This is a genomic window from Streptomyces sp. NPDC020597, from assembly GCF_044335095.1.
Classification (GTDB): domain Bacteria; phylum Actinomycetota; class Actinomycetes; order Streptomycetales; family Streptomycetaceae; genus Streptomyces.
Genome location: NZ_JBIRUL010000006.1, coordinates 99,832 through 113,249 on the forward strand (window position 1 = coordinate 99,832; position 13,418 = coordinate 113,249).

Below are 13,418 nucleotides of genomic sequence, written 5' to 3' on the forward strand. Positions count from 1 at the left end.
CCTCTTGATCCCTTACCGGTGCCGACACCGCCTCCGCGCAGGTCCGGACGCCACCGCCGCACCGCGTGCTCACCGCGCGCTGCGCTCAGCGCAGTCCGTTGATCGCGCGCCCGTTCGTGAGCCTGCCCTCCAGGCCTGCCTGCGCCCCCTGCTTCGCCGGCACCGTCAGCAGATGCCCCTGCCCCGATCCGCGCACCCCGCCCGACGTCCGGATGGACGCGGTCTGCCGGTCGCCGGCCGCGAGCAGGTACCAGCGGCCGCCCTTCGACTTCCACAGCACCCCGGCCAGCACGTGCGGATCGCGCGGACCGCACGCCGGCACGTCCCCGGCCTTCGCCACCGCCGCACCGAAGATCCCGCCCGGGGTGTGGAACTGGGCCAGCACGCTGCTCCCGTCACCGCGCCAGGTCTCGGCCCGGGTGCACACCCAGGACGCCGATCCGCTCGCGTCCGGCAGCGGCTGCCGGGTGTACGCCCACGCGTTGACCGTCCGCACGCCCTGACCGCGCGCGTCGGCCAGCGAACAGGCGAACGGCGCCCAGGTCCGCAGCGCCTGCGCGCCGGTCGCCTCCCGGGGCGCGGCCGGGCGGCCGGCGGTGAGCCGGGCGGGGACGAGTTCGGCGAGGTCGCTGTAGAGGCGTGTGCCCACCCGGTCGGTCAGCAGCAGGACGTTCCACGTCGTGCAGGCCCCGGCCCGGGCGGCCGGGCTGGCCAGCGGCGAGGTGACCCCGTCGGTCAGGGTCAGATCCATCACCCCGGCGCCCGGCTTCGTCAGGTCCCGCTCGCCGGCCTTGGTGATCCAGGGGGCCGTCAGATAGCGGACGTTGCCGTCGGCCCGGCCCAGCACCAGCGCGCCCGCGTCGGCGCCGGACGCGCCGTCTACGCGGGCGAAGTCGAGCGCCGCCCCCGCGGTGCCGTCCTTCGGCTCGGCGTAGCGGGCGATGCGCAGCCCGTCGTAGAGGATCACCACGCGCGCGTTGTCGACCACGCCCGCGTAGAGGAGCTGGGGCGGTCCCGCGGGGCCGCCGGAGGGGGTCTCCGGAGTGGACGAGACCTGGACGGTCCCGCCGGGCCGGGCCCAGACCGCGAGCGCGCGGCGCAGCAGGGCGCTGTCGCCGGTGAGCGGACCGCGCGCGGGCCACACCGAGAAGTCGGTGCGGGGAGAGGTCTTCCAGGCGGCGGGGGAGATCTTCACCAGCCGCCCGGGGTCGAGGGCCGCCTCGGCGGCGGGATTCTGCGCGTAGGCCGGAGCCGCCGCGCCGTCGGGCCCCCAGCCGTCGCCGGGCAGCGCGACGAGGGCGCCGCACACGGCGAGCGCGGCCACGGCGGCGAGGGCGGCCCTGCCGTGCTGGCGTCGGCGCGTCAGGTCGGTGGGCCGGGCCTGCAGGGTGCAGGGGTCGAACTCGGGGGAGCCGAGGAGCGGGTACTGCGCGGCCGGGACGTCGGCGGCCTCGCGCAGGGCCGCCGTCACGTCGGAGCCGCGGACGCCGGACCCGGTCAGCACCGCGCGGACGTCGCCGTCGGGCAGTTTCTCCAGTCCGCGCAGGACGCAGGCGGCACGGGCCGGCCCGGACAGGTCGGCGAGCCGTCGGTCGAGGGCCAGCTCGTCGGCGCCCCCGGAGCGGGGGAAGAGGCGCAGCCCCCACACCTGGGGCAGCAGCGGCGGCAGTTGCGCGCGCTTCGGCCACGCCCACAGCCGCGTCGGCGCCTCCGCCTCCAGCGCGGCACGGACCACCTGGAGCCGGACGTAGGCGTACCCGGGGTCGCCGTCGCGGCCTGTGGACTGGGCGGGGATGACGGGAGCCGAGGCACGACGGCGCGGCAGCGCGCGCTGGACCAGGGCGTGGGCGGTCAGGACGCGCCTGCCGCGGCCGAGCGCGGGCGGCAGCACCAGATAGGCGAGCCGGACGAGTCGCGGATAGTGCTCGACGAGGGCGGCCTCGGCCTGCTCGACGTCGACGGTCCGGCCGGCGGAGGACCGGGGTGCGGGGCGGGGGGCGACATCTCGTGACTGCACGTCCACCAGAACGAGCGAGCCGGGGGATGGTCACCCCTGTGGAGCAACGGCCGCGGACGGGGCACACCGGGTATTTTGAGCGCGCCGGGCACGGGAGCCGTATCCAGGGCGAGGCTCTTGCAGGGAGGAACAGATGAAGGTGACCCGACCGATGCTCGCCGCGGCGGCCGCGGCGGCGGCGCTGCTGCTGGCGGGATGCGGATCCGGCGACAAGGAGGCCGCCGCTCCGAAGACGGCGACCGGCAGCCTGGAGCACATCGCCGCCGAGGTGAAGTGCACCCCGGACATGCAGACCGACGCGGACGAGATCCGCCAGGCCGTCTGCAAGAACGCCGACGGCAAGTTCATCCTGGCGACCTTCGCCACCGACCGCGGCCTGCGCGAGTGGATCAACTCGGCGAAGGACTACGGCGGCCACTACCTCGTCGGCCGCAAGTGGGTGGCCGTGGGGGAGAGCAGCACGGTGACCGCGCTGCGCACCACGCTCGGCGGCGACATCGAGGAGGGCACCGACCACGGCGCGCACAAGGAGTCCGGCGGCGCCACCCACTCCAGCCACTGAGGCCCTGCGCGCAGCGGGGCGGCCGGGAACGCGGAGCACGAGGCGCACGGACCGCGGGCGAAGGACATGTGAAAACCGGCGGTGGGAGATCCCACCGCCGGTTCTCGTTTGCGTGCTAGGCCGGTGCTACTGGCACTGCTGGCCCTTGTTGACGCAGTTCGCGATCTTGTTGTTCAGCTGCGCGTTCATCACGTTGATGAAGTCGTCGTGGTCGGTGGACGGCTTGTGGAGCTGCTCCGGGAAGCCGTCGACCGCGTAGGCGTTCTTGACCTGGCCGTTCTGGATGACCGGGCGGGGAACGGCGTACACGAGACGCATGGTCAGCTGCGGGATGGCCTTGAAGCCGTTCTGGCAGTTGCCGTTGCCGTCGGCGAACGCGACGTGCGTGCGGTGGTTGGCCGAGTCGATGTTCTTGCCGTCCCAGCAGCTCTGGAAGGCGAACGTGCGGACCACGTTGCTGCCCTGGGGGCAGATCGGGTACTGCTCGGTCAGCTGGACCTTGTTCTCGAAGCCGGTGCAGCTCCAGTGCGCGTTGGCGTTGGCCAGACCGTTGGTGGTGGTCTTGGCGTCACCGGTGATGATGCGCAGGAACTGCGGCATCGCGACGACCTTGGCCTTCGGGCTGCCGACGAACTTGATCTCCGCCTGCTTGGCCTTCAGGACCTTGCCGACGTTGCCTTCCTTGCCACCGCCGTCCCGGTTCTGGTCGAACTCCTTCGTGCCGTCCTGGACACGCAGCACCGGCCAGTAGTAGGACGACTTGTCCTGCTGGTTCTGGCAGGAGGTCTGGGCGGCCGCGAACGTGTTGTTGTTGGCGAAGGCGTCGTTCGACTGGTTGCCGACGTAGTCGTGCAGGTGGTGCGCGCCGTTGGTCACGCCGGGCGCCACGATGACGTTGTCGGTGTTGAACTTGTTGTTGGCGTTGACGCCGCACCGGGTGGTGAACGTGCCGGTCGAGGCCTGGCCGTTCTTGCGGGGCTTGGCCTTGACGTTCGCCTGGACCTTCGTGATGTCGACGAAGTCCGACGCCACGGGGCCGTTGCCGGCCTGGCCGCCGATGCCGCCCTGCTGGCCGCCGCCCTGCTGGCCGCCGTTCTGCTGACCACCGTTGTTCTGCTGGCCGCCGTTGTTGTTCTGGCCGCCGTTGTTCTGCTGGCCGCCGTTGTTGTTGTTCTGGCCGCCGTTCTGCTGGCCGCCGTTGTTGTTCTGCCCGCCCTGGCCGGCGTTGGTGTTGTTCGCCGCCTGCGTGGTGCACGCCGCGAGCTGGCTCAGCGAGTTGTCGAACTGACCGCCGGCGCGCTGGATGTTGATCCGGATCCGGTCGATCGTGGCGGCCCGCTTCTCCTTGAGGGGGCCGACGATCGCGTTCTGGACGAAGCCCGGGTCTCCGGCCTGGGCCTGGCGCGACGACGCGAGCCGGGTGTAGGCCTCGGTGATCTGCTTGTCGAGGTTGGCCAGCTCGTTCGCGACGCCCTGCTTGGCCCCGTTGGGCACGCTCGTCAGCTTCTGCCCCACATCCGGGCAGGAGATCGTGGCGACCTGAGCGGCCGCGTTGGCGGCCTTGGTCTGGTTCTGACCCGAGTTGTTCGATTCATGCGCCGAAGCGTAGAAGTTCGCCCAGATCAGCCCGCCCCCGCCGAGCGCTAGGGCCGCCGATGCTGCCACGGCCTTCGTGGCCATCGACGAACGGCGTTTACGTGTGTTGCGTCCCATGGAACTCCTCTGACTTCCTTGCGGGGCAGCATCGAGGCGCCCGACAGGAGTGAAGCTGAAGCTGCTTCCTCCTTTACGCGTGACGCCTCACAGGTGTTCAGCCCGCTCAGAAATTCCTGAGAAACCCGCTGGGCGAAACAGTCCCAAAACCACCTCGCGGAACAGCAGTTGGCGGCCTAGCGGCCCCGGTCCAGATAGGCCAGCACCGCCAGTACCCTGCGGTTGTCGTCGTCGGAGACCTCCAGGCCCAACTTCACGAAGATGTTGGCGGTGTGTTTGGCGACGGCCCGCTCGGTCACGACCATTTTGGCGGCGATCGCCGCGTTCGACCGTCCCTGCGCCATCAGTTCGATAACCTCCCGTTCGCGCGGTGTGAGCCGGTCCACCGGACCCTGCCCGTCGTGCGAGCGCCGGGCCAGCAACTGCTGGATCACCTGGGGGTCCATCGCCGTCCCGCCGGCCGCCACCCGCCGCACGGCGTCCACGAACTGCTCCGCGTCGAACACCCGGTCCTTCAGCAGATAGCCGACGCCGCCGCTGCCGTCCGCGAGCAGTTCGCGCGCGTACAGCTGCTCGACGTGCTGGGAGAGGACGAGCACCGGCAGCCCGGGCCTGTCCCGGCGGGCCCGCAGTGCGCACTGCAGCCCCTCGTCGGTGTGCGTGGGCGGGAGCCGGACGTCGACCACGGCGACGTCCGGCTCCAGTTCGGCGAGGGCCCGCTCCAGCTCGGGCCCGGTCTCGACGGCGGCGGCGATCTCGAAGTCGTAGGCCTCCAGCAGCCGGACGAGACCGTCCCGCAGCAGGAAGAGGTCCTCGGCTAGGACAACACGCAAGGGATCTCCATGGTCACCATGGTGGGACCGCCGGCAGGAGAGCTGACGGCCAGGACGCCGTCGAATGTACCCAGCCGCCGTTCGAGTCCGGCCAGCCCCGTGCCCGCCCCGACGGACGCGCCGCCCCTGCCGTTGTCGGTGACGGAGACCCGGAGACTGCCGCCGGAGTGCCGCAGGTCGACCCAGATCCGGTCGGCTCCGGAGTGCTTGACCGCGTTGGTGAGCGCCTCGCTCACCGCGAAGTAGGCCGCCGACTCCACCGGCGCCTCGGCCCGCCCCGCGAGCTCCACGCGGACCTCCGTCGGGACCGGCAGCCGCAGCGCCAACGCCCGTACGGCGTCGCCCAGTCCGCGCTCGGCGAGCACCGGCGGATGGATGCCGCGCACCAGGTCGCGCAGTTCGCAGAGCGCCTCGGCCGACGACTGACGGGCCTGCGCGAGCAGTTGCTTGGCCTTCTTGGGGTTCTTGTCGACGAGCATCTCGACGGCGCCGAGGTCCATGCCCATCGCCACCAGCCGTGCCTGGGCGCCGTCGTGCAGATCCCGCTCGATGCGCCGCAGCTCGGCGGCGGAGGTGTCCACGGCGTCCCGTCGGGTCTCGGTCAGCACCCGCACCCGTTCGGCCAGTTCGGCCTGGCTGGGGGAGAGCATCGCCTTGGTGAGGCGGAAGTGGGCCCGCAAGGCGCTCACGGCGTACCGGTGCGCGACGACGAGGACGACGGCGCCGAGGGCGGCCGCGGCGAACGCCGTCGGCTGACCGCTGACCGGCACGAAGCCGTACCAGTACGGTCCGTACGCGCCGTAGGGTCCGCCCGTCATGGTCCGCCACAGCCCCAGCGGCAGCGCGAACCCCTCCAGCGGATAGAGGACGAGGACGGCTGGCGCCAGCGCGGTGACGAAACCGGCCGTCATGTCGACCGGCAGCCATCGCAGGTCCCGCCAGGTCGCGGGGTCCCGCAGCAGGGCGAAGGCACGCGTCCACGGGTTGGCGGTCTCGGGCGCCGGCCGGTACGCCGACGGGATGCTCACCCCGCCCCACCGCGCCGACAGCGTCCGTCGCCGGTCGGCGTAGGCGCGCACGCCCTTCACCACGTACGGCGTCGTGACGAGGCCGACCCCGACCGGTATCAGCGCCATGGAGACGAGGGAGAGACACAGGCCCAGGACGCTCAGCGGCAGTGACACCACGGCGAGAGCGAGCCCCCGCGCGGCGGCGAGCGCCATCCCCCTGACCCTCGAACCGACGTCGCCGCTCTTCGTGTGGGTGTTCATGCCGTCAGTCTGGCCGAGCCCGGACGGCCGGGTCACTGGCCGGAGCCCCCGGTCAGGGGGTGGTGTCAGGTACACCCTCCGCGTCCGCGGAGCCCGTCGCCGCCGCCGCGAGGACCTTCGCCTCCAGCTCCGGGTCGAGGCCCTTGCGGGTGCGGTCCGGACGCTGGGGCGCGACGCCGCCGATCGACGTCAGCCAGCTCCAGGTGTCGGCGACGGTCTCCGCCACGGGACGGCAGGACAGTCCCGCCGCCACCGCCCGTGAGACGTCCGCCGCGTGCAGGGCGTCGTGCATGTCGGTGCCCGGCGGCACCCACACGGGCAGTTCGGTCCACGGCTCGATGCCGGCGCCGAGGACGGTCTCCGGGGCCGTCCACCGCAGTTCGGCGTCCGAGCCGGTGGCCCGTGCGCACGCCTCGAGCAGTTCGCCCATCGTGGCGTGGCCCTGCGGGCTCATCAGGTTGTACGGCCCGCTCAACTCCTGCTCGACGGCGCCGAGGATCCATTCGGCGAGATCGCGGACGTCGACGTACTGCAGGGGCAGGTCGTGCGGACCGGGGGCGAGGACCGGGCCGCCGCGGGCGATCCGGGTCAGCCACCAGGGAAGCCGGCCGACGTTCTCGTACGGGCCGAGGATCAGCCCGGCCCGTACCAGGACGGAGGCGTCCGCGCCGAAGGCGTCGAGGACGGCCAGCTCGCCGCCGCGCTTGTCCTTTACGTACTCGCTCTGTTCGGCGTCGGGCGCCGCCCCCTGGACGAGGGGAGCGTCCTCGCCGTAACCGGCGGGCGGGGCCCAGGCGTACACCGAACAGCTCGACACGTACACATACCGTCGGGCGCGGCCCCGCAGCAGCCGCGCCGTCTCGTGCACCGCGCGGGGCGCCGCCGACCATGTGTCGACGACGGCGTCCCAGTCGCCGTCGGCCAGGGCGGCGAGGCCCCCGGGCGCGGTCCGGTCGCCGGTCAGCGACCGGGCGCCGGGAACGGGATCCTGCCGTCCCCGGTTGAGGACCGTCACCTCCCAGCCGCGCCCGAGGGCCGCCTCGACGACGGCCCGTCCCGCGAACTCCGTTCCACCCAGCACCAGAAGTCTCATGCCGGTGACTGTGCCCGGTGCCCGCCCGGAACGGAACCGCGCTCTGCCGTCGGCAGAGGGAACGGATCAGCGGGCGGTCGGCGGGGTGTACTTGTAGCCGACGCGGCGCACCGTCTGGATGGCCTGACGGTGCCGGGCGCCCAGCTTGCGGCGCAGCCGGGCGATGTGGACGTCGACCGTGCGGCCGTCGCCGACGTGGCCGTAGCCCCACACCGTGGTGACGAGCTGGTCGCGTGTGTGCACCCGGTTCGGGTGGGCGACGAGGTGGGCGAGCAGCTCGAACTCCAGGTACGTGAGGTCGAGTCGCTGCCCGTCGACCGCGGCGGTGCGCTGCACGGGGTCGACGCGCACGAGCGGTTCGCCGGCCGCGCCGCCGTCGGCGTGGGCCCGGTCCGGCACGGCCACCGGCAGGGACGGAGGCTGCTGGTCGGCCGGGACGAGCACCAGGTAGCCGATCATGGGCGGCTGGCCGGGCAGGCTGGGGAGCGTGTGCTGCGGGGCGGGCAGCCAGGTGGCGCCCGGCGGCAGGAAGTCCGCGACGTCCACCACCTCGTCCCGGTCGACCGCGCGGAGCCGGTGCCGGGCGGCGGCCGGGGCGGGGGAGACGGGGGAGGGAGCGGCGGGGGCGAGGGAAGGAGCGGCGGAGAGGGAACGAGTGGTCGCCATGAGAGGTCAGCTCTTTCGCGCGAGGAGTTCGTCTGAAGGGACGTACGTCGTGCGCGCTGGCCGAAGGCCGGGATGTAACGGCTTTAGAGGGCCGGCGCGTTCGTCGCGCGGCAACACACCCGGTCGAAGTCGTGGTGCTGACGGGAGGGCCAGAAGGGCTCGAGGTCATGACGACCCGTCGCGGTGTGCTTCTGGAAGGTGGCCATGGGCCCATTGAAGCAGACACCCGCCCGCAACAGGAGGGTCCTCTCACAGCTTGGACGCGACCCCGGCGTGAACTGCGCCTCAGTCGGCCCCCCGGGCGGCGGGGGACACGCGCAAGGGGCGCCCGCCGAGTCGGCGGACGCCCCTTGCGGGAGGTGTCGAGGGGATCAGACCTGGCCGGCCTTCTCCAGCGCCGAGCAGCAGGTGTCCACGATCAGGCGGGTCACCAGGTACGGGTCGACGTTGGCGTTCGGACGGCGGTCCTCGATGTAACCCTTGCCGTCCTTCTCGACCTGCCACGGGATGCGGACCGAGGCGCCGCGGTTGGAGACGCCGTAGGAGTACTCGTTCCACGGGGCGGTCTCGTGCAGGCCCGTCAGACGGTCGTCGATGCCGGCGCCGTAGTTCTTGACGTGGTCGAGCGGCTTGGAGCCCTCACCGAGCGACTCGCAGGCGGTGATGATGGCGTCGTAGCCCTCGCGCATCGCCTTGGTGGAGAAGTTGGTGTGCGCGCCGGCGCCGTTCCAGTCGCCCTTGACCGGCTTGGGGTCGAGGGTGGCGGAGATGCCGAAGTCCTCGGCGGTGCGGTAGAGCAGCCAGCGGGCCACCCACAGGTGGTCGGAGACCTCCAGCGGGGAGACCGGGCCGACCTGGAACTCCCACTGGCCGGGCATGACCTCGGCGTTGATGCCGGAGATCGCGAGGCCGGCGGCGAGGCAGTTGTCAAGGTGCGCCTCGACGACCTCACGGCCGAAGATCTCGTCCGCGCCGACGCCGCAGTAGTAGCCGCCCTGCGGGGCCGGGAAGCCGCCCTTGGGGAAGCCGAGCGGGTAGCCGTCCTGGAAGAACGTGTACTCCTGCTCGATGCCGAAGATCGGCTCCTGCGCGGCGAACTTCTCGGCGACCTCGGCGAGCGCGGCACGGGTGTTGGACTCGTGCGGCGTCATGTCGATGTCGAGGACCTCGCACAGGACGAGGATGTCGTCGCCGCCGCGGATCGGGTCGGGGCAGGTGAAGACCGGCTTGAGGACACGGTCCGAGGAGTGGCCCTCGGCCTGGTTCGTGGAGGACCCGTCGAAGCCCCAGATCGGCAGCGCCTCCAGACCGGCGGGCTCACCCCCGATGATCTTCGTCTTGGAACGGAGCTTCGCCGTCGGCTGGGTGCCGTCGATCCAGATGTACTCAGCCTTGAAGGTCACGGGCCACTTCCTTCGGGGGTGTGTCTGACGCACTTCGCGGGTGCTGCGGCGCTGCGGCACTGGGGCGCCGCCTGTTTGCCCGGAAGCTTGTCAACAGGCGATTTCCCGGTCATTGCTCGAATGTGAACCCCGTGTTACCTGGTGGTTCTGTGGCGCGGTTCACGCGGTGAGGCGCCGGGCCGCCCGTCGTCGTCGCCGGCGGGAGCGGCTGCCCCGGGCGGGCGGCGTCTCGTATGCGACGGGAGTGGACGGTCCCGCGCGGGGGAGAGGCGCGGCGGGGCCGCGTGCGCGGGTCCTGCTGCTCGTGGCCGCGAACAGCAGGACCTGTGACGCGTACGAGACGACGGCCCGGGCACGGGCCGCGGTCTCACCGGGTCTCTCGGCGGCCGAGCCTCACCCCACCTTCTCGATCAGGGCCCGGCGGATCAGGAACTTGCCGGGTTCACGGACGAGTTCGAACGCCGCGTTGTTGAGCAGGGCGCAACTCCCGGAGACCGAGGTCACCTCGACGGTCGTGGACTTGTTGTTGTCGAGGTTGGTGACCTTCAGCTTGGTCCCCGCCGGGAACTGGTTGCTCGATGCGGCCGGGGCGCCGCCCTCTCCGGAGAGGGTGACGGTGGAACCGTTGCAGACCTGCTGACCGGAGGCGGCGCCGTTTCCCGCGTTGCCGTTGTTCCCGGTGTTGCCCGCGGGGGCGGAGGCCGCCTGCGAGGGCTGAGTCGCCTGGGAACCACCGGTCTGAGTGCCACCGGTCTGGGCGCCACCGGTCTGAGTGCCGCCCGTCTGGGAGTCCTGAGCCGACTCCCCGACGGCGCACCCGGACGCCTGCTGCTGCACCTTGATCTGCGCGATGACGGCCTCGCGGTTGGTGATGCGGGCCTGGGACTGGGCGTCCGGGGCCGCCCGCTGGCCGTCGATGAACTTCTGGTTGTTGCCGAGGGCGGTGGCGAGGCCCTGACACACCGTCGAGTTCGCGGCGGACAGCGGCTTCGCGTTCTGCGGGGTCTGGGCGGCGTTCGAGGTGTTCGCCATGGCGAAGGCGCCACCCCCCGCGACCGCCGCCGCGCTGACGAGCAGCGCGATCTTCTTCTTCGTGCCGACAGTTCTCCTGCGCGACATGCGCGCCTCCTGAGAGGTAGGGGAGCGTACGCCGCTATGTACGAGATACCGAACAAGGTTGCTCAGCGATCATCGGAGTCGGTTCGAGTGGCATGCGTCACACCTGCCGCTACCGCTACCGCTACTGCCGCCGGTGGCGCTGCCGGCACGGCTGCCGCTACCGGGACAGCGCGTCGCGGACGGCCTCGTCGGTCCGGGCCACCACGGCGGTGCCGTCCTCGGCGGTGATGATCGGACGCTGGATGAGCTTCGGATGCGCGGCGAGAGCCGTGATCCAGCGCCCTCGCGTCTCCGTGTCCCGCGCCCAGTCCTTGAGTCCCAGTTCCCTGGCCGCTGCCTCCTGGGTGCGGGTGATGTCCCACGGCTCCAGGCCGAGACGGTCGAGCACGGCACTGATCTCGTCCTCGGTCGGGACGTCCTCCAGGTAGCGGCGGACGGTGTAGTCGGCGCCCTCGGCGTCGAGCAGGGTGAGGGCGCTGCGGCACTTGGAACACGCCGGGTTGATCCAGATCTCCATGCCGGTCACGGTAGCCCGGAATCCGTCTGCGGGAACAAGCCGCCCCGCGTCGTCGCACCGCCGTGTCCCCGGCCGTCCCGCCATCGCATCTGTTCGATTTTCTCGCGGCCCCGCCCGCCTCATCCGAACCTGCTGTGACATGGCCGCAAAACCCTTATCCACCTGCACTTTTGATGGACCGTTCGACCCTTCGCGATGTCAGTGCCAGGCGGTAAACTGTAAGCAGTGTTCGAGGGTTCGCCGGAGATTCCGGGCCGAGCCCAGACCGCGACAGGAGGATGCCTGTGCCCGCTGCCGCACTGAAGCCGAAGCCGCTTGCGACCCAGTCCACCGCGAAGCGTTCCGTCCAGCTCGACCTGCCCTACGGGCCGGTGCTGAAGCGGGCGTTGCCGCCCGGGCGGCCGCGCGAGTGGTACGTCATGCACAACCGTCGCCTCAAGGCCATGCGCCTCGCCATCGCCCTGCTCGACCTGGGCGTGTATATGCCGAACCAGGCCCACAACGAGCGGATCCGCAGCACGGCGGAGCTGATCGGTCTGCACCCGCCGTCGGACACGACCTGCCACATGGTGCGGGCGCTGCTGCGGTACAGCCGGTGAGCCGGGCGCCGGGCGCCGTCACGCGGGACGACGCCCGGCGCTGCCGCACCGACACGCGCCGGCCGGTGCACGTCGACCGCACGTCGACCTGTGACCGGCCGGCGCGTGACCGGCGTTGCGTGTGTGCGCGCCGGTCCGTGCCGGCCGGTGGGGGTGAGATCCGCCCCCGGCCGGTGCGGGGCCGTCGCGCCGGTCAGCTCACCAGCTCCTTCTCCAACGGGGTCCGGAATCTCGGCGTCACCCGGGCCGGGCCGAGCCACGATCCCAGCGCCGCCGCCCGCGAGGCGATCGCCGCCTCGGCCTCGCTCCCCACACCGCACGCGTCCAGGATCCGCCACACGATCTCGCCGTCGGCCCGCTGCGCCCACCCGCCCACCACCCGGCCGTTCCACCACACCGTGGGCCCCACGTTCCCGCTGTAGTCGAACAGGGCGGGGCGCAGCTCCGGTGCCAGGTACCAGTCCCGGCCCTGCCAGCCCATCGCCGTCGGGTCGAGGCCGGGCAGCAGGGCAGCCCACGGCTCCGGCGGCCCGGGCACGGCCTCGACGTCGTCGCCGAGGACGTACCCGGTGCCCTCGTCCAGCGCCACCTTGCGCGCCCCGATCGCCGTCAGGGCGCGGCGCACGTCCGTCACCCGCCAGCCCGTCCACCACTTGAGGTCGGCCTCCGTGGCCGGGCCGCACGCGGCGAGCCACTGCCGCAGCAGATCCGACTGGGCCTGGTCGGCGGGCAGTTCGGGATGCCGCGGAGCGAGGGCCCAGCGGAACTGGTTCGACGTGAACGAGCCCAGCGGACGCCCCCTGACCACCTTGCCCTCCACTCCGAGCACCTTCAGCAGCCGGGTCCCCACGCTGTGCCGGCCCTCGTAGGGCTTGCCCGCCGCGTACACGAACCGCTCCTGCAGGCGCGGCTCCTCGGCGGCCAGCTCCGCCGACGTGGCCTGCCCGAGGCGGGCCAGGCCGGCCAGCGCCGACTCCTCGACCTCCTTCAGCCAGGCCGCGTCGGGGGCGCCGGCCCTCGCCATGTCCTTCAGCAGTGCGGCCCGCTCCCGCGCGGCGACCGCGATGCCGGTCGAGGCGTGCACGACCCCCGTCGCCCCCGTCGGGAACACGAAGACCGTGTGCCGCATGCCGTGCATGCGCACCAGGGTGCGGTCGGCGTACAGCGCGCGGTCGGTCTGCGTCACCGTCTCCGCCGGGTCGGCCAGACGGGCGCCCACCGTCAGGAAGACCGTCGCCGGGTCCGAGGCGTGCAGGGCGACCAGGGCGTCGGCCACCGCCTCCGGCGTCGTGACCCGCGCCGCGGGGGCCAGCCGGTGCCGCAGTGCCAGCCTCGCCTGTCGCTCCGCCACATCGATGTGCCGCAGTCCGTCGCCCATCCCCGCCTCCAACCCCCGTGGACCCGCCGACCCGGAGCCTCGTCGCGCCCGTCCCCGGCTCGTGTGTCCGTCCCTGCCGCCATCCTCCCCGACACCACTGACAACGGGCCGCCGCCGCCCACGCCGCCCGGCCGGGCGTGCACTCCCCGGGGCCGCACCGCCGCCCATGCCGTCCTCCCCCGCAAAAAAGGAGATGCACGGTGAGTGACGGATTCCGTACGCTGAGAACGTGGCAACGCCCCCACCG

Annotated in this window: 13 protein-coding genes; 2 read left to right on the forward strand and 11 right to left on the reverse strand. The window is 72.3% G+C overall.

Annotation, left to right across the window (positions count from 1 at the left end; all coding sequences use genetic code 11):
- Window positions 1-85: 85 nt before the first annotated feature.
- Window positions 86-2,017, reverse strand: a complete 1,932-nt coding sequence (locus ACH4ZA_RS12915) for a hypothetical protein (protein WP_398429358.1) — start codon at window positions 2,015-2,017, stop codon at window positions 86-88.
- Window positions 2,018-2,150: 133 nt separating this feature from the next.
- On the opposite strand from ACH4ZA_RS12915, the gene ACH4ZA_RS12920 reads away from it, so the two are divergent.
- Window positions 2,151-2,579, forward strand: coding sequence for a hypothetical protein (locus tag ACH4ZA_RS12920; RefSeq protein ID WP_057583313.1), 429 nt, complete (start codon window positions 2,151-2,153; stop codon window positions 2,577-2,579).
- Between the two features lie 126 nt (window positions 2,580-2,705).
- On the opposite strand, the gene ACH4ZA_RS12925 is transcribed toward ACH4ZA_RS12920, so the two are convergent.
- The 9 genes from ACH4ZA_RS12925 to ACH4ZA_RS12965 all read right to left on the reverse strand — a co-directional run bounded on the left by ACH4ZA_RS12925 (window position 2,706) and on the right by ACH4ZA_RS12965 (window position 11,194).
- The gene (locus tag ACH4ZA_RS12925; protein WP_398429360.1) at window positions 2,706-4,292 is read right to left on the reverse strand and encodes a DUF1996 domain-containing protein; all 1,587 of its coding nucleotides are present in this window, start codon (window positions 4,290-4,292) and stop codon (window positions 2,706-2,708) included.
- 176 nt (window positions 4,293-4,468) lie between these two features.
- Window positions 4,469-5,125, reverse strand: coding sequence for a response regulator transcription factor (locus ACH4ZA_RS12930; protein ID WP_319279316.1), 657 nt, complete (start codon window positions 5,123-5,125; stop codon window positions 4,469-4,471).
- Window positions 5,110-6,396, reverse strand: a complete 1,287-nt coding sequence (locus tag ACH4ZA_RS12935) for a sensor histidine kinase (protein ID WP_398429362.1) — start codon at window positions 6,394-6,396, stop codon at window positions 5,110-5,112. The genes ACH4ZA_RS12930 and ACH4ZA_RS12935 overlap by 16 nt, the downstream gene beginning before the upstream one ends.
- Before the next feature lie 52 nt (window positions 6,397-6,448).
- Window positions 6,449-7,489, reverse strand: coding sequence for an NAD-dependent epimerase/dehydratase family protein (locus ACH4ZA_RS12940; protein WP_398429364.1), 1,041 nt, complete (start codon window positions 7,487-7,489; stop codon window positions 6,449-6,451).
- Window positions 7,490-7,555: 66 nt separating this feature from the next.
- Window positions 7,556-8,155, reverse strand: coding sequence for a winged helix-turn-helix domain-containing protein (locus ACH4ZA_RS12945; RefSeq protein ID WP_398429366.1), 600 nt, complete (start codon window positions 8,153-8,155; stop codon window positions 7,556-7,558).
- Window positions 8,156-8,238: 83 nt separating this feature from the next.
- Window positions 8,239-8,361, reverse strand: a complete 123-nt coding sequence (locus ACH4ZA_RS12950) for a hypothetical protein (RefSeq protein WP_266728206.1) — start codon at window positions 8,359-8,361, stop codon at window positions 8,239-8,241.
- A 165-nt stretch (window positions 8,362-8,526) separates the two neighbouring features.
- A complete protein-coding gene (glnII, locus tag ACH4ZA_RS12955; RefSeq protein ID WP_319279323.1) occupies window positions 8,527-9,558 on the reverse strand; it encodes a glutamine synthetase in 1,032 nt (343 codons plus the stop codon).
- A 393-nt stretch (window positions 9,559-9,951) separates the two neighbouring features.
- Window positions 9,952-10,677: a hypothetical protein gene (locus ACH4ZA_RS12960; protein WP_319279324.1), complete on the reverse strand. Its 726-nt coding sequence runs from the start codon at window positions 10,675-10,677 to the stop codon at window positions 9,952-9,954.
- Window positions 10,678-10,834: 157 nt separating this feature from the next.
- Complete coding sequence (locus ACH4ZA_RS12965) at window positions 10,835-11,194, reverse strand: arsenate reductase family protein (protein WP_319279326.1); 360 nt, start codon at window positions 11,192-11,194, stop codon at window positions 10,835-10,837.
- Window positions 11,195-11,478: 284 nt separating this feature from the next.
- Here ACH4ZA_RS12965 and ACH4ZA_RS12970 point away from each other — a divergent pair, with 284 nt between their 5' ends.
- Window positions 11,479-11,793 carry a hypothetical protein gene (locus ACH4ZA_RS12970; protein ID WP_319279327.1) on the forward strand — a complete coding sequence of 105 codons (315 nt, stop codon included), beginning with the start codon at window positions 11,479-11,481 and terminating at the stop codon, window positions 11,791-11,793.
- 193 nt (window positions 11,794-11,986) lie between these two features.
- Here ACH4ZA_RS12970 and ACH4ZA_RS12975 read toward each other — a convergent pair whose 3' ends face one another.
- Window positions 11,987-13,171: a winged helix DNA-binding domain-containing protein gene (locus ACH4ZA_RS12975; RefSeq protein WP_398429368.1), complete on the reverse strand. Its 1,185-nt coding sequence runs from the start codon at window positions 13,169-13,171 to the stop codon at window positions 11,987-11,989.
- Window positions 13,172-13,418 lie beyond the last annotated feature (247 nt).